This window comes from Saccharothrix deserti (assembly GCF_009769385.1).
Lineage (GTDB): Bacteria > Actinomycetota > Actinomycetes > Mycobacteriales > Pseudonocardiaceae > Actinosynnema > Actinosynnema deserti.
On sequence record NZ_VKAB01000021.1, the window covers coordinates 117888 to 132840 of the forward strand.

Here is a 14953-nt window from a genome sequence, read left to right on the forward strand (position 1 = left end):
TACTGCCGCACAAGGGAAATCGGGCTAGCGTCACGGGTGTGCTCGCCGAGTTGTTCCTCGATGCGTCCCGCGCCTGCCAGACCCACAGCCCGCTCACCCACACCCTCCTGGTGTCGGCGGCGGACGACTTGGCGCGCGGCGGCATCACCGCGCGGGTGATGGCGGGCGCCGAGTGCGACCGCAAGGGCACCGTGCCCGGCCTCCGGTTCGCGGGCGCCCTGCACCGGCTGGTCCTGGAAGGCCGCGTGCCGACCCTCGCCAAGCACTACCCGACGGCGGGCGGCAAACCCGACCTCGACACCCTGTGGGACGACGCGCTGACCGTGCTGCACGAGCACACCGACGAACTCCACAACCTGATCGCGACCACGGTCGTGCAGACGAACGAGCCGGGCCGCAGCGCGCCCCTGTTCGGCGGCCTCCAGACCGCCACCCACCTGGCCGCGACCGAGGCCGGCCGCCGCGCCACGTTCCCGATCCGCCTGCTGGAGGTCGGCGCGTCCGGCGGCCTGAACCTCCGGCCGCACCGCATCGCCTACGACGTCGACGGCGAGAAATTCGGTGACGTGGGCAGCCCGTTCACCCTCGACCCGCAGTGGACCGGCAGGCCGTCCGTCGACATCAGCCACAACCTGCGCCTGGTCCGGCGGGCAGGCTGCGACCTCAACCCGGTGGACGTGACGAGGGAGAGCGGGCGGCTGCACCTGGCGTCGTTCGTGTGGGGCGACCAGCCGGCCCGCTTCGCCCGGCTCCAGGAAGCCCTGGAGCTGGCCCAACTCGACCCGGTCCCGGTGCAGCGGGCGACCGGCCCGGAGTGGCTGGCCGACCAGCTGGCACGCCCGGAACGCGACGTGCTGACCGTCGTCTGGCACTCGGTGGTGTGGCAGTACGTGTCACCGGCCGACCGCGCCATGGGCCGCGCGATCCTCGCCGACGCCGCCGCGCGCGCCACCCGGATGGCGCCGTTGGCGCTGCTGGTCTTCGAGCCCCGGCGCACGCACACGGCCGGCAAGTACGAGTTCCAGCTCCTGCTCAAGCTGTGGCCGGCGGGCATCTCGCTCCGCCTGGGCACCGGCGTGGGCCACGGCATCCCGTTCACCTGGGACACCCAACCCTGGAATTGAGTTGGATTGCCGCTGTATTTGATGGCCGCTGCTCCGCAGACGGCGGCTCGGTCGCCCGGGAGGTCGACCGCTCGCGGCGGTGGTCCCGTGACCGGCGGAGCAGCGGCCATCCAACACAGGCCTAGTGACCATTGGCGATCAGCAGGGTCACCGTGGCGAGCCAGCCGATCAGGAAGGTGAGGATCCAGAACCGCAGGTTGGTGAACATTCTGGTCATGTCGGAACATCCCGTCGCAGGAAGGGGAAGGGGGACTCAGAGCCACTGGTTGCGACGGAATATTCGGTACAGGGTGAGGCAGACCACGAGGATCACGGCGATCACCATGGGGTAGCCGTAACGCCATTGCAGCTCCGGCATGTGCTCGAAGTTCATGCCGTACACGCCGACCACCATGGTCGGCACGGAGATGATCGCCACCCACGCGGCGAGCTTGCGCATGTCCGAGTTCTGCTGGAGCGTGATCTTCGCCAGCACGGCGTTGACCAGCGTGGTCAGCAACTCGTCGAAGTTGATCACGCGCTCGGACACCTCGGTGAGGTGGTCGTCGACGTCGCGGAAGTACGAGCGCACCTGCTCGGGGATCAGCGGCGTGTAGCCCTCCGCCAACCGCCGCAGCGGCACGGCCAGCGGCATCACCGCCCGGCGCAGCTCCAGCACCTCGCGCTTCATCAGGTAGATCTGGTCGGCGCTGATCCGGCTGCGCGGCTGGAAGACCAGCGCCTCCATCTGGTCGATGTCCTCCTCGATGTGATCGGTCACGTCGAGGTAGTTGTCGACCACGTGGTCGGCGATCGAGTACAGCACCGCCGCCGGCCCGGTCAGCCGCTCCGGCTCCTCCTCCAGCTCACGGCGCACCGCCGCCAGCCCCGAGTGGTTGCCGTGCCGCACCGTCACCACGAAGTCCCGCCCCAGGAACACCATGATCTCGCCGCTCTCGACGATCTCGTTGGCCGTGTCCGGCGAGGAGTTCTGGATGTACCGCACGGTCTTGAGCACCATGAACAACGTGTGGTCGTAGCGCTCCAGCTTCGGCCGCTGGTGCGCGTGCACGGCGTCCTCGACGGCCAGCTCGTGCAACCCGAACGTGTCCGCGACGCCCTGGATCTGCTCCTCGTCCGGCTCGTGCAGCCCGATCCAGACGAAACCCTCGCCGCGCTTGCGCACCTCTTCGACCGCGTCGGTGTGCGACCACCGTCCGGGCAGGCGCTTGCCGTCGACGTAGACGCCGCAGTCGACCACGTACGCGGACAGCGGCACGGGGACGGGCACGGAGGGGCGGTCCTGCGCGCGGCCTCTCAGGCCGCCGAGCGAGGGCAAGCTGGGCACGAGGGTCCTCCTGGTGGGGGCGTCGACATCGACGAACGACGACGGCACGTCCCCGACCGGTACCGCTGGGCCTAGCTGTGGAAAGCCGGCTCCCCGATGAGGACGCGCGAGGTACTCGCAGGATGGGGGTCGTTACTCATCGGTAGTCCTCACCTCCTCGGGTCGGCTGTCCGCGGCGGTGTAGTCGCTCACAGACCAGTTGCCGAGGGTACTCCCCCGATGTTCACACTGTCGTCCCGGTCGGAGTGGTCTTCGATCACACCCGGTCCGATCACACAGGGACAGCCAACGGAGGCGTGCGGTGCAGTTCGGGCGTTACTACGAGGAGTTCGAGGTCGGCGCGGTCTACAAGCACTGGCCCGGGAAGACGGTCACCGAGTACGACGACCACCTGTTCTGCCTGCTCACGATGAACCACCACCCGCTGCACATGGACGCGCACTACGCGGCGGAGACCACCGACTTCGGCAAGAACGTGGTCGTCGGCAACTACGTCTACTCCCTGCTGCTGGGCATGTCCGTGCCCGACGTGTCGGGCAAGGCGATCGCGAACCTCGAGGTCGAGTCGCTCAAGCACATCAAGCCCACCTTCCACGGCGACACCATCTACGGTGAGACCGAGGTGCTGGACAAGACACCGTCGAAGTCCAAGGAGGACCGCGGCGTGGTCTACGTCGAGACGCGCGGGTACAAACAGGATGGAACGGTCGTCTGCGTGTTCCGCCGGAAGGTCATGGTGCCCAAGCGCTCCTACGGCGAAGCTCGCGGCGGTGAGCAGCCGGGTAGGCCCGAACCCAAGGAGTGAAGTGACCTCGCTGGATCTGGTGCGGCAAACACTGGCCGGGTTCGCCCAGCGGGAGGCGCACGGCGTCTCCCCGCTCTACGAGCACCTGGCCGCCCACGCCGCCGAAGATCCGGAGGTCGCCGGTCTGCTGACCGCCGCCCCGGAGCGGTTCGCGCACGCGACCCTGCTCCTGGCGGCGGCGCACCGGCTGCTGCAGGCCGAGCCGTTCCACGAGCTGTCCAACTACTACCCGTCCCTCGGCGGCACGTACGGCGCGGACGAGAACACGTGGCCGCTGTTCCGGAGTTTCGTGCTGGAGCGGGCGGACAAGATGCGGGCGCTGATCTCCAGTCGCAGCACGCAAACCAACGAGGTGCGCCGCGCCGCGCTGCTGTACCCGGCGCTGGCACAGGTCAAGGGACCGGTCGGGCTGCTGGAGGTCGGCTGCTCGGCCGGTCTGCTGCTGGGGCTGGACCAGTACGGCTACCGCTACCAGACCCAGCAGGCCGGGCAGCTGGTCGCCGGACCGGCGAAGGCGGCGCTCGGGCTGCACTGCTCGTTGGAGCTGGCGCCCGGCGCGGAGCTGCCGAAGATCCCCAAAACGGTGAAAGTCGCGGCCAAGGTCGGGTTGGACCGGGCGCCCGCCGACCTGACCGACGAGGACACGTACGCGTGGCTCGAGGCGTGCGTGTGGGCGGACCAGCCGGAGCGGCTGCGGCTGTTCGGCGTGGCCGCGACCGTGCAGCGGAAGTCGCCACCGGAGTTCGTCGTCGGTGACGCGGTGGCGGACCTCGGCACGGCCGCCTCACGCGTGCCGGAGGACCTGCCGCTGGTGGTCCTGACCAGCAACGTCCTGCCGTACGTGTCGGGGGAGGAGTTCGTGCGCGCGTTGCGCGGGCTGAGCCGTCCGGTGTGGTGGTTGAGCCACGAGGCGTACGCGGCGGGCCTGGTCCACGTGCTGCCCGCGCGGGACGACCTGAGGCCCGGCCCGGACGAGGCCGCGTTCGGTGTGGTGGGGCTGGCCCGGTTCGAGGACGGCGAGCTGCGGTCGGCGCGGGCGCTGGCCAAGACCGCGATGCACGGCCAGCGGCTCGTCTGGCTCCCCTGATCGGGCGAAGTCGATCACGTCCGGGGGAGCTGGTCCCACTCCCCGAGGGTGTCGAGCAGCATCTCGGCCAGTGGGAGTGTGGCCAAGATCGCAGCGTCGGCCCAGCACGCATCCGATGCGTCGTCCCCCGCTCGGAGCACACCGGATCGCACCTGGCAGGCGTAGTCGTGGATCTCGTAGACGCCCCGTGGAGCCGTACGGGTGACGGTCCCGACCAACACCCCTACGGTCACGGAGAGTCCCGTTTCCTCCTCCAGTTCCCGCATGATTGCGGTCTCGTCTGTCTCACCAGGCTCGACTCGGCCACCCGGTAGAGACCACAGTCCCTCACCTGGGGGATTGCTGCGTCTTACGAGTAGTAGGCGCCCGTTCGAGTCATGGACGATGCCGCCGACACAGCGGATCCGGGGCTCACGTTCGGCCGTCACGGTTACCAAGCGTAGTCACCCCGGGTTGGCGGTGCAGCTCGCTGACCCAAGTGCGGTACAAATCTCCCGACGTGTCGCGGAGTGCGGTACAACGGTTTTCACTGGCGCCAAACGGGTGCGGTAGCGAACGGGGTTGATCACCGTGAATCTGAAGAAGATTCTCACTTTCGCCGGGGTCGGCTTGGTCCTGTTCTTCCTCATCGCGGAGCCTCAGCAGGCGGCTCAGCTGGTGCAGAACATCCTGGGCACGCTGCGGGAAGCAGCTGAGGCGCTCATCACCTTCGTGAAACAATTGTTCTGAGTCGCCCGGCTCCTCCCCCACGGCGAGAGGTCGAAGGCATGTTCGCACCACGGGACCCCGACGAGTACCTGCTCCCCACGGAGCGTCGGGTCATCCGGGTACGCAGGCACTGGAGCAGTCTGCTCTGGGATCTCATCGAGGCCGGCGCACTGCTGGCCGGCGCGATGATGATCTCGTACCTGCTGCCCGACAACGCCGGCATCATCCAGAACATCCTCTGGTACGCCTCGCTGTTCGTGCTGCTCAGGCTGGCCTACTTCGTCATGGAGTGGTGGGTGGAGCGGATCGTGGTCACCGACAAGAGATTCATGATCTCCTCGGGGGTCTTCGAGACCAAGGTCGCCATGATGCCGATCAGCAAGGTCACCGACCTCACCTACGAGCGTTCGGTCCTCGGCCGCATGTTCGGCTTCGGCACCCTGGTCGTGGAGTCGGCGGGTCAGATCCAGGCCCTCAACCGGATCGAGTACCTGCCGAACCCCGAGGAGGTCTACGACGCCATCTCGGAGTTGACCTTCGGTGACAAGAAGGCTCAGGCGGAGCGTTTCTCGATGATCAAGGCGCAGCGGGCGGCGCGCGGCAAGAAGATGGTGCCGTAGTTCAGACTGGGCGGGTGCGCATCGACCTGCACACCCACTCGACCGAGTCCGACGGCACCGACACGCCCGCGGAGCTGGTGGCGGCTGCGGCCGCCGCCGGCTTGACCGCGGTCGCGCTCACCGACCACGACACCGCCGCCGGCTGGGCGGAGGCAGCCGACGCGCTGCCACCCGGCCTGAAGCTGGTGCGTGGCGCGGAGTTGTCCTGTGCCTCCGACGACGGCCGGGGCCGGGTCATCACCGTCCACCTGCTCGCCTACCTCTACGACCAGACGTCGCCGGCGCTGGTCGAGGAGCAGCTCCGGCTGCGCCTCGAACGACGGCTGCGGCTGCGCCGGATGGCCGAGAGGATGGTCGTCGACGGCTTCCCCATCGACCCCGACGAGCTGATGGCGGCCATGCCGACCGACGCGCCGGCCGGACGTCCCCACCTCGCCATGGCGTTGATCCGGGCCGGGGTGGTGACCAGCGTCGACGAGGCGTTCGCCCGCTACCTGACCGGCGGGCGCTACTACGTGCCGCGCACCGACACGCCCGTGGCGCGGGCCATCGAGATGATCACCGAGGCCGGTGGGGTGACCGTGCTCGCACACCCTTTTGCCACGTCGCGGGGCCCGATCGTCACCGACGAGGTGGTGGCGGACCTCGCCGCCCAGGGACTGGCCGGCGTCGAGGTCGACCACCCCGACCACGACCTCGAGACGCGCGCGCGGCTGCGCGGGCTGGCGGGGGAGCTGGGCCTGCTGACCACCGGCTCCAGCGACTACCACGGCACGAACAAGACCGTGCGGCTCGGCGCGGAGACCACCTCGCCGGACGTCCTGGACGCACTGGCCGACAGAGCAACCGGCTGCAAGGTCCTGGTCGGCTAACCCCACCTGCGCCCGCCGGCCACGGGACCACCACGCGTGTCCTGGTCGCCGACCCGTCCCCGCGAGGTCGCCGTCGATCGTTTGCGACTCATTTCCCGGCGATCACGCTCTTCGATCGTCGGGAAATCAGGCGCGAGCGGTCGACCTCCCGGGCGACCGAGCCGCCGTCTGCGGAGCAGCGGCAATCCGACACTGTCGGACCCTCTCGGTAGCGTGGGGGTGTGCAGGAGCAGCTTGGGTTCGACTTCGGCGCGATGCCGAAGAAGCTGGTGCGGGTGACGCCGGCGAAACTGGCCACGTGGGCGGACTGCCCGCGTCGGTTTCGCATGGCCTACCTCGACCGGCCGACACCACCGCGCGGCGGTGCGTGGGCGCACAACACCCTCGGCGCGGTCGTGCACAACGCGTTGAAGGCGCTGTTCGACCTGCCGGCCCAGCGGCGCAGCCCGGAGCAAGCGGTGGCGCTGCTGCACCGGCAGTGGAAGAACGAGGGCTTCCGGGACGCCGAGCAGGCGGCCGTCTACCGGGACCGCGCGGTCGGGTGGGTGCGCGACTACGTCGCCGAGCTGGACACGTCGATCGAGCCGGTCGGGATCGAGCGGTGGGTGTCCACGCCCACGTCGAAGATCGTCGCCGAGGGCCGGGTCGACCGCATCGACCTGCGCGACGGCGAGCTGGTGATCGTGGACTACAAGACCGGGCGGCACGTGCTCACCGTGGACGACGCGCGTGGCTCGCAGGCGTTGGCGCTGTACGCGCTGGCGGCGCGGCGGACGTTGCGCAAGCCGTGCCACCGGGTGGAGCTGCACCACCTGCCGTCGGGCACGGTCGCGGCATGGGAGCACACCGAGGAGAGCCTGGCGCGGCACGTGTCGCGGGCCGAGGAGGCGGCGGACGAGTTGGCGCTGGCCACGGACACCCTCGCCGCGGGCGGTGACCCGGAGATCCTGTTCCCGCCGCGCACCGGCAAGCAGTGCACGTGGTGTGACTTCCGCCGCTCCTGCCCGGAAGGCCGGCAGGCGGCGCCGACGATCGACCCGTGGGCGTTGCTCGCGCCGTAGAGTTGGCCGAGTGACGATGGTGGACAGCAGACGCGAACCACTCCTGGCCAGGGTGTGGCGCGGCGTCAGTGGTGCCTTTGCCGTCGGCTTGGTGCTGTTGGCGTTGGCCATGATCGGCGTGCAGGTCTACGCGCGCACCCACGAGTTGCCAGGTCCGGGGCTGGACGTGGTGGCGGGGCACATCGGAACGGCAGTGGCCGCGGTGGTGGCCCAGATCGTCGCGGACCGCCGCAAGGGCTGGGTCGTGGCCGTGTGCGGCCTGGTGGTCGTGCTGCTGGTGGCGTTGACCCTGTGGATCTACTGGTGGGCGTGAGTCTTCGACTCAGCTGAGCCAGGCGCGCCAGGTCGGCAGGAGCGTGGCCAGCAGGGCGTCCGGGGCTTCGGTGTTCGGTGAGTGCATGACGCCGGTCAGCACGGCGAAGTCGGCGTCGAGGCGTTCGGCCATGTCCCGCTGGCTCGCCGCGGACCAGGCGTCGTCCAGTTCGCCGCACACCACCAGGCAGGAGATGCCCGCCGAACGCGTGACGCGGGCCAGTTTGGCGACCAGGTCCGGTTCGGTGCGCAGCGCCTGGCCCATGCCGAGCAGACCGGCGGGTGAGGAGCGGACGAACCGTTCGCGGTAGAAGTCCTTCAGCTCCTGCGGGATCATCTGCCAGCGCGGGGTCAGCGCTTGGCGGGTCTCGTGGACCTGCTGCGATGCCTCGACGCCCTGTTCGCGCAGGACGATCTCGCCGTAGTCGAGGGCGGTGCGGCGTTCGCCCGGCGGCAGCTCGGACGGGCCGGACGCGAGGAGCGTCAACCCGGACACCGGCGCGCCGGCCAGCACCGCGCCACGGGCGACCAGGCCGCCGAACGAGTGGCCGAGCAGGAGGACGCGCCTGCCTTCGGCGGCCAGCTTCGCGACCAGTTCGGCCATCACCGCACCCAGGACGGCGGGCCGGTAGTCGGATTCCGCGATCGGGCCGACCGATTCGTACTGGCCGGGCAGGTCGACGGCGACGACTTCCAGGCCGGCGTCGGCGATCGGGTCGATCAGGGGTGCGAAGTCCTCTTTGGACCCGGTGTAGCCGGGGATCAGCAGCGCGGTGGCGCCGAGGTCATGCCCGGCGGCGGGCGCGCGGAGGGCCGCGATCGGGCCGTGCCGGCCGGGCAGGCCCACGCGTTCCGCGCGGTGCGGGCTGAACTGCGAGTGCACGTCTCGCAGTCTGCCCCACTCGCCGCGCGGGCGCTGGTGCTTGTCGCAGTCGCCGCGTTCACCGCAGGTACGGCAGTGATCGTGAGCGATCGTGGCTACCGGAGTGCGACGAGCGTGCCACCCCGCTGCTCCAGCACGATCGGCCCTTCGGTGGCCATCTCGATCGGGCCGGTGTAGCCGTTGCGGTTGATCTGGATCGAAGCGGCTTCCGCGCCGGTGACCTGGTCGAGCACCTTCAGCCCGTCCGCGACCGGAACCAGCAGCCGGCCGACGAGCGTGGTGCCCGGACCGAGGGTGTTGTTCGCGGTCCACAGCGGGTTCAGGTCGGACAGCGACAGCGCCACCGTCTTCGACCCGGTGAACCAGTAGATGTTCGCGGTGCTGGTGAAGGTCGACACCACCCGGCCGGGCGGGTCGCCCGCCAGTTCCTCGGCGGTGACGTCGACCGGGTAGTTCGCGACCAGGCCACCGGTCTCGGAGTCGAACACGACGATCCGGCCCGGCGCGGCCACCGCGACCCGGTTGGCGGTCACCGCGATCACCCGGGCGTTCTTCTCCCCGATCACCGCGGTGCTGATGACCTGCGGCTCGTCGGACTTCTCGGGGTTCGGCTTGAGCACGGTGAGCCGGTCGGACGGGTCCTGCGTGGGGCAGCGCTCGATCAACGCGATCTTGCCGCCGGTGACCGCGAACGAGCCGTACGTGCAGTTGGTGCGCGGCTGCTTGTTCGGGTTCACGATGGCGCGCAGTTGGCCGTACTCCATCGAGCGGACCAGGTCGTCTCGGCGGTAGACCTCGGCGAACGTCTCGCCGGTGGTGAGGACGTGTGAGCCCTCGTTCAGCAGGCGGGTGCCGAGTTCGGCGTCGCCGTTGCGCTGCGGGCCGCGCTTGCCGGAGGCGGTGTCGAGGGTGGTGACCTCGGAGCAGTTGGTGTCCTTGCGGTGCACCGCGAACACCCGGCCCCAGGCCGTGGAGACGGTGCACAGGGGCCAGTCGCGGGCGTAGCGCCAGCGGACGTCGCCGGTCAGCGCGTCGTGGCCGACGACCTCGCCACCGTCACCCGTGACCACGATCGAGTCGAGGTTCACCGGAACGGGGGTCGCACTGCTGGGCGCACGCCAGATCTCGGAGAGCGACGGCGGCAGCGTGGTCAACGGTTGCAGCGGGGTGATCTGGGACGGGCCGGTCTGGCTGGTGGTGTTGCGGGCGTCGCTGGTGAGCCACACGACCAGGCTCGCCACCAGCACCCCGACCACGACCAGCGTCAGGCCGATGAAATCGCCCTTGGTGCGCCACGACCGGGCGGGCGGCGGCTCCGCGGGGTCGTCGTCGTCCTGCGGCTCGATGGGCTCGGCCAGGACGTCCTCGTCCAGCACGACCTGCCCGTTCGACTCCGCCTGCTCCGGCTGGCCCACTGCCCGGCTCCCGATGGTCGGTGATCTATCGCGTTCGGTCTGGCGACATGCTGCCACCACTGGGAAGAGGTCGGTGTGAGGGCGGCCGAAGTCGCCGCCGCCGCACACACCGCACGCGCGTTCGGTGGCTCGCCGGGGCCCGTTCCGCGCCGACGTCCAGGACCATGCCTGGGCCGGTCCGCGCCGCGGTCGGGGCCTGCGCCGACGTCCGGGGCCGGAGCTGGGTCCGGTCCGCGCGGGGGCCGTCTGTGCTGGTCGCGTCCGCGCCGAGTCCGGCTGGCCCGAGTCCGGCTGGCCCAAGTCTGGTCGTGGGGCCCGCCGAGCCCGGGTCAGAGTCCGCCGGCCAGGTCGTGGGCCGGTCGTGGGCCGTGTCCGGCTGGGGCCGGGCTTCTTCACTTCTTCGCGACCCCGAGTGTCATCCCGGCGGGTGGGGAGTTGCGGGGTGCCGGGGTGGTTCGGGGGCGCCTCGTTTTAACCGACGTTCGAAGTGCTTGATAACGGCGTTATCCGTACATCGTCGGGCCATGATCACCCGATTGTGTTGCTACCGGGCCGGGCAGCGCTCGAGGTCGCGCTGCCCACCACGATTGTTCCCTACTCCGCCGGTGCGGACTCGCCTGACTCGCCGCCGCCGGTCGTGCGGCGACGCCTGCGCCTGCGCGGGCGCTCGCCCTCGGCGGACGACGGCGCGGTACCGGTGGACGCCGACTCCGGCGCACCCGCGGTGACCTCGGCCGATGCCTCGGACGCCTGACCGTTCTCGCTCGCCGCGACACCCGCACGGCTGCGGCGGCGACGGCGTGGGCGGGTGCCGCCTTCCTCACCCGAGCCGGAGCCGGTGGTGCTGCTACCGCTGCCGGCGTTCGAGCTGGTCTCCGGCGCCGGTGCGGCGTCGCCGCCCGCACGGCCGGTGCGGCGGCGCTTGCGCGTCTTCTTCTCGCCCTTCAGGTTCTCCTCCGGCTCGGCGTCGAGGCCCGCGCGCGTGCGCTGACCCAACGGCAGCCGACCGGTCGAACCCGACGGGATGTCGAGTTCCGCGAACAGGTGGTCCGACGTCGAGTACGTCTCCACCGGCTCAGGCTTGCCCAGGTTGAGCGCGTCGCTGATCATCTTCCAGCGCGGCATCTCGTCCCAGTCCACCAGCGTGACCGCGACACCCGTGCGCCCCGCGCGACCCGTGCGGCCGATGCGGTGCACGTAGGTCTTCTCGTCCTCGGGGCACTGGTAGTTGATGACGTGCGTGACGCCCTCGACGTCGATACCGCGCGCCGCCACGTCGGTCGCCACCAGCACGTCGATCTTGCCGGACCGGAACGCCCGCAGCGCCTGCTCACGCGCGCCCTGACCGAGGTCGCCGTGCACGGCCGCCGCCGCGAAACCGCGTTCGACCAGCTCGTCCGCCACCTTCTGCGCGGTGCGCTTGGTGCGGGTGAAGACCATGGACAGGCCGCGCTCGCGGGCCTGCAGCGCGCGCGCCAGCAGCTCCGACTTGTCGAGCGCGTGCGCCCGGTAGACGAACTGCTCGGTGCGCTCGTGGATGGCGCCCGCGTCGTTCTCCTCGGCCCGCACGTGCGTGGGCTGGTTGAGGAACGTCCGCGCCAGCGTGATGATCGGGCCGGGCATGGTCGCCGAGAACAGCATGGTCTGCCGCTCGTCCGGCACCATGCGCAGGATCCGCTCGATGTCCGGCAGGAAGCCCAGGTCGAGCATCTCGTCGGCCTCGTCGAGCACCAGGCTGCGCACCTTGCCGAGCACCAGGTGGCGCTGTTCGGCCAGGTCCAGCAGTCGGCCCGGGGTGCCGACGACCACGTCGACGCCCTTGCGGAGCGCCGCGATCTGCGGCTCGTACGGCCGGCCGCCGTAGATGGCCAGCACCCGCACACCGAGGTGCTTCGCCGCGTCGGTCAGGTCGTGGGTGACCTGGAGGCACAGCTCACGCGTCGGGACGACGACCAGCGCCTGCGGCGTGCCGTCACCCGGAACGGTGATGCGCTGGAGCAGCGGGATGCCGAAGCCCAGGGTCTTGCCGGTGCCCGTGCGGGCCTGGCCGATGACGTCGTCGCCGGCCAACGCCAGCGGCAGGGTCAGCTCCTGGATGGCGAACGTGCGGTGGATGCCCGCCTCGGCCAGCGCGCGCACGATCTCCTCGCGCACGCCCAGCTCGCCGAAGGTGGGCGAATCGGGTTTGACCGGGGCGTCGGCCACGAGCGGGTGGGAGGTGTCCTCGGCGGGCACACCCGCCTCGCTGTGTTCCAAGGCCACCGGGTCGATATGGGTCTCTTCGTTCGTCGCGGTCAGGGTGATCGCCTCTCTCGTACCAGCGCGCACGGCCTGTACGGGCCGCTCGACCGCGTCACCGCCGGTCACAGGCCACCGCTAGGGGCCAGGGCGGGTCGCGGGAGGGCCAGCGAGGTATGCGCGCACCCTCTCCTGGCGGCACGGTGCCGCCGCAGTTCAGCCTTCGGCACCGCTGCGAGCCCCCACTGGGCCGCGCCGCGCCGGGCGTCAACTATCGAGTCTACCCGGCGACTAGGCCGATCGGGCTGGAACACGAGGTCGAGTGCGGTTTCGCGTGCCTGGGGTGTTGTGAACGACACGCGACTAGGCTTTCTGCCATGAGCGACCCGGGAGTGGATCGAGCGGCTGGTCAGGCGGTTGCCGTGGGTGAAGGGGACCAGGTGGCCGAGGGGGTCGTGGACCTCCTGGGCGCGCTCGCGTACGGCGAGCTTTCCGCGTTCGACCGGATGGCGGAGGACGCGCGCACCGCGCCCACGCTGGCCGGGCGCGCCGCGTTGGCGCAGATGGCGGCGGCCGAGATCGGTCACTTCACGCTGATCGAGCAGTACCTGGCCGACCGGGGCCACTCGCTCGAGGAGGCCATGCGGCCGTTCGCCGCGGGCTTCGACGCGTTCCACACCTCGACCGCGCCGAGGTCGTGGCTGGAGTCGTTGGTCAAGGTCTACGTCGGGGACGGTCTGGCGGCCGACTTCTACCGCGAGGTCGCCGAGTGGCTGGACGCGCCGACCAAGGAGCTGGTGCTCGCGGTGCTGGCGGACACGGGGCACTCGGCGTTCGCCGAACGCGAAGTCCGGGCCGCCTGCGGCACCGACCCGAAACTGCGCGACCGGCTCACGTTGTGGGGTCGCCGGCTGCTCGGCGAGGCGTTGACGCAGGCCCAGTACGTGGTGGCGGAGCGGGACGGGCTCGCCGAGCTCATCGTGCGCGGCTCCGGCGACCTGGCGGGCATCGCGGCGCTGTTCCGCCGCCTCCAGCAGAGCCACACGCGGCGCATGACGACGCTCGGGCTCGGCTAGGGTTGGGTTTCGAAAGCCATCAACGCCGCACGGAGGTCAGCGTGGAGGTCAGGGTCGGGATCGCGGACAGCCCGCGGGAGCTCGTGGTGTCCAGCGGGCTCACCCCCGAAGAGGTCGAGGCTCAGGTCGCGGACGCTCTGAAGGCGGGCACCGGCCAGCTCGTGCTGGTCGACACGAAGGGCGCCCGTTACGTGGTGCCCGCGGCGCGCATCGCGTACGTGGAGATCGGTCCGAGCGACCAGCGCCGGGTCGGTTTCGTCTCGGGCGACTGAGGCGACGGGACTGAGGCGACGGATCGGGCGACCGGGTTCCGCCGAGAACGTCGAACGCCGGAAGGGGCACCCGATCGGGTGCCCCTTCTGCGTTTTTCGCCCCTGTCAGCCGACCGTGAACGGCGGGGTCGAGACGCCCGCCACCCGGTAGCGCCGCCAGGGGTCGGGGTCGGTCAACGACCCGGTCGCCGTGCCGTCGGGCGTGCGCAGCAGCGCGGTCCGCGCACCACCCTCCACCAGCTCGGTGACCTGCTCGTTCGCGCCGACCCGGCCGTACCAGTGGTAGCGGCCGTCGATGGGCTGGAAGTAGCCGCGCAGCTCGACGTCCACCGGCACCTCCCGTTCGTCGAACACCAGCACGGCCGCGCCGGTGTACCCCTCTTCGCCGTGCTCGTGCTCCTCCGACATCACGCCTCCTCGGCCTTGACGTCGACGAGCCGCAACCGGGGCTCACCCGACGGGTCCGTTTCGCTGAAGCCGGTGGTCAGCGGCGCGTCCGGGTCGAGTTCCACGCCCGCGGAGCGGAGCGGGCCGTCGATGGCGTGCCAGATGATCGTGGTCAGGTAGTCGCTCAGGCTCGCCCGCGTCATCGACTGCCGGTCGAGCCACCAGTCACCCGCGTTCTGCACCATGCCGACCAGCGCGTGCGCCCACGGCTCGGCGCCGCCGGAGTCCATCCCGAACCCGCGCAGGTAGTCGCCGAGCAGCCGGGCCAGGGCCGCCGCGATCATCTGCTTGTCCTCGTTGACCACGTCCTGCTCGACCGGCCGGTCGGTGAACGACTTGCGCACCACGAACCGGTACAGGTTGGGGTGCTCCTCGATCACCGACAGGTAGGCGTCGACGATCCGCTTGATCCGCGTGCGGATGGGCCCTTCCTGGCTGATGGCGGGTCCGAGCCGGTCCATCAGCATCTCGGTGCCGCGCTGCCCGACCGCGAGGTAGAGGTCGGACTTGTCCACGAAGTGCCGGTAGAGCACCGGTTTGCTGACGCCCGCCTCGGCGGCGATCTCGTCCATGCCCACGTCCGGGCCGTGTTGGGCGACGGCGCGGATGGTCGCCTCCACGAACTCGGCGCGCCGCGCCTCGCGGTGCCCCTTCCACCGTTCTCGGCGCGCGTCCGTGCCGCCGGCCTTGACAGTTCGAGCCATGT

At 70.5% G+C, this 14953-nt stretch carries 17 protein-coding genes; 10 read left to right on the forward strand and 7 right to left on the reverse strand.

Annotated elements, in window-relative coordinates:
- The first annotated feature begins 38 nt into the window (after positions 1 to 38).
- Positions 39 to 1124 (forward strand): DUF2332 domain-containing protein, encoded by a 1086-nt coding sequence (locus tag FM051_RS30105; protein WP_158849236.1) that lies wholly within the window; start codon positions 39 to 41, stop codon positions 1122 to 1124.
- Positions 1125 to 1377: 253 nt separating this feature from the next.
- Here the strand turns inward: FM051_RS30105 and corA are convergent, their stop codons facing one another.
- A complete protein-coding gene (gene corA / locus FM051_RS30110) occupies positions 1378 to 2451 on the reverse strand; it encodes a magnesium/cobalt transporter CorA (RefSeq protein WP_158849238.1) in 1074 nt (357 codons plus the stop codon).
- 301 nt (positions 2452 to 2752) lie between these two features.
- Between corA and FM051_RS30115 the strand changes: the two genes are divergently transcribed.
- Positions 2753 to 3256, forward strand: coding sequence for a MaoC family dehydratase (locus tag FM051_RS30115; RefSeq protein WP_158849240.1), 504 nt, complete (start codon positions 2753 to 2755; stop codon positions 3254 to 3256).
- Between the two features lies 1 nt (position 3257).
- Positions 3258 to 4343, forward strand: coding sequence for a DUF2332 domain-containing protein (locus FM051_RS30120; protein WP_158849242.1), 1086 nt, complete (start codon positions 3258 to 3260; stop codon positions 4341 to 4343).
- Between the two features lie 14 nt (positions 4344 to 4357).
- Here the strand turns inward: FM051_RS30120 and FM051_RS30125 are convergent, their stop codons facing one another.
- Positions 4358 to 4771: an NUDIX hydrolase gene (locus FM051_RS30125; protein ID WP_158849244.1), complete on the reverse strand. Its 414-nt coding sequence runs from the start codon at positions 4769 to 4771 to the stop codon at positions 4358 to 4360.
- A gap of 142 nt (positions 4772 to 4913) precedes the next feature.
- Between FM051_RS30125 and FM051_RS50780 the strand changes: the two genes are divergently transcribed.
- The 5 genes from FM051_RS50780 (at position 4914) to FM051_RS30145 (ending at position 7917) form a co-directional block, all read left to right on the forward strand.
- On the forward strand, positions 4914 to 5072 hold the full coding sequence (locus tag FM051_RS50780) for a hypothetical protein (RefSeq protein ID WP_170185132.1): 159 nt from the start codon (positions 4914 to 4916) through the stop codon (positions 5070 to 5072).
- Between the two features lie 38 nt (positions 5073 to 5110).
- Positions 5111 to 5671: a PH domain-containing protein gene (locus tag FM051_RS30130; protein ID WP_158849246.1), complete on the forward strand. Its 561-nt coding sequence runs from the start codon at positions 5111 to 5113 to the stop codon at positions 5669 to 5671.
- A 14-nt stretch (positions 5672 to 5685) separates the two neighbouring features.
- Entirely contained in the window at positions 5686 to 6543 is an 858-nt protein-coding gene (locus tag FM051_RS30135) for a PHP domain-containing protein (protein WP_158849248.1), read from the forward strand.
- 221 nt (positions 6544 to 6764) lie between these two features.
- Positions 6765 to 7604, forward strand: a complete 840-nt coding sequence (locus FM051_RS30140) for a RecB family exonuclease (protein ID WP_158849250.1) — start codon at positions 6765 to 6767, stop codon at positions 7602 to 7604.
- A gap of 10 nt (positions 7605 to 7614) precedes the next feature.
- Positions 7615 to 7917 carry a hypothetical protein gene (locus FM051_RS30145; RefSeq protein WP_158849251.1) on the forward strand — a complete coding sequence of 101 codons (303 nt, stop codon included), beginning with the start codon at positions 7615 to 7617 and terminating at the stop codon, positions 7915 to 7917.
- A 9-nt stretch (positions 7918 to 7926) separates the two neighbouring features.
- Here FM051_RS30145 and FM051_RS30150 read toward each other — a convergent pair whose 3' ends face one another.
- The 3 genes from FM051_RS30150 to FM051_RS30160 all read right to left on the reverse strand — a co-directional run bounded on the left by FM051_RS30150 (position 7927) and on the right by FM051_RS30160 (position 12476).
- The gene (locus tag FM051_RS30150; RefSeq protein ID WP_158849253.1) at positions 7927 to 8799 is read right to left on the reverse strand and encodes an alpha/beta fold hydrolase; all 873 of its coding nucleotides are present in this window, start codon (positions 8797 to 8799) and stop codon (positions 7927 to 7929) included.
- A 95-nt stretch (positions 8800 to 8894) separates the two neighbouring features.
- Positions 8895 to 10214 carry an Rv3212 family protein gene (locus tag FM051_RS30155; protein ID WP_238412747.1) on the reverse strand — a complete coding sequence of 440 codons (1320 nt, stop codon included), beginning with the start codon at positions 10212 to 10214 and terminating at the stop codon, positions 8895 to 8897.
- Positions 10215 to 10808: 594 nt separating this feature from the next.
- A complete protein-coding gene (locus tag FM051_RS30160) occupies positions 10809 to 12476 on the reverse strand; it encodes a DEAD/DEAH box helicase (protein WP_238412759.1) in 1668 nt (555 codons plus the stop codon).
- Positions 12477 to 12829: 353 nt separating this feature from the next.
- Here FM051_RS30160 and FM051_RS30165 point away from each other — a divergent pair, with 353 nt between their 5' ends.
- Both FM051_RS30165 and FM051_RS30170 read left to right on the forward strand, forming a co-directional pair.
- A complete protein-coding gene (locus FM051_RS30165; RefSeq protein ID WP_158849259.1) occupies positions 12830 to 13528 on the forward strand; it encodes a ferritin-like fold-containing protein in 699 nt (232 codons plus the stop codon).
- A 41-nt stretch (positions 13529 to 13569) separates the two neighbouring features.
- Positions 13570 to 13800: a DUF3107 domain-containing protein gene (locus FM051_RS30170; protein ID WP_158849261.1), complete on the forward strand. Its 231-nt coding sequence runs from the start codon at positions 13570 to 13572 to the stop codon at positions 13798 to 13800.
- 105 nt (positions 13801 to 13905) lie between these two features.
- Here the strand turns inward: FM051_RS30170 and FM051_RS30175 are convergent, their stop codons facing one another.
- Both FM051_RS30175 and FM051_RS30180 read right to left on the reverse strand, forming a co-directional pair.
- Positions 13906 to 14208, reverse strand: a complete 303-nt coding sequence (locus FM051_RS30175) for a DUF4873 domain-containing protein (RefSeq protein WP_158849263.1) — start codon at positions 14206 to 14208, stop codon at positions 13906 to 13908.
- On the reverse strand, positions 14208 to 14951 hold the full coding sequence (locus tag FM051_RS30180) for a TetR/AcrR family transcriptional regulator (RefSeq protein ID WP_202919082.1): 744 nt from the start codon (positions 14949 to 14951) through the stop codon (positions 14208 to 14210). The genes FM051_RS30175 and FM051_RS30180 overlap by 1 nt, the downstream gene beginning before the upstream one ends.
- Between the last annotated feature and the right edge of the window lie 2 nt (positions 14952 to 14953).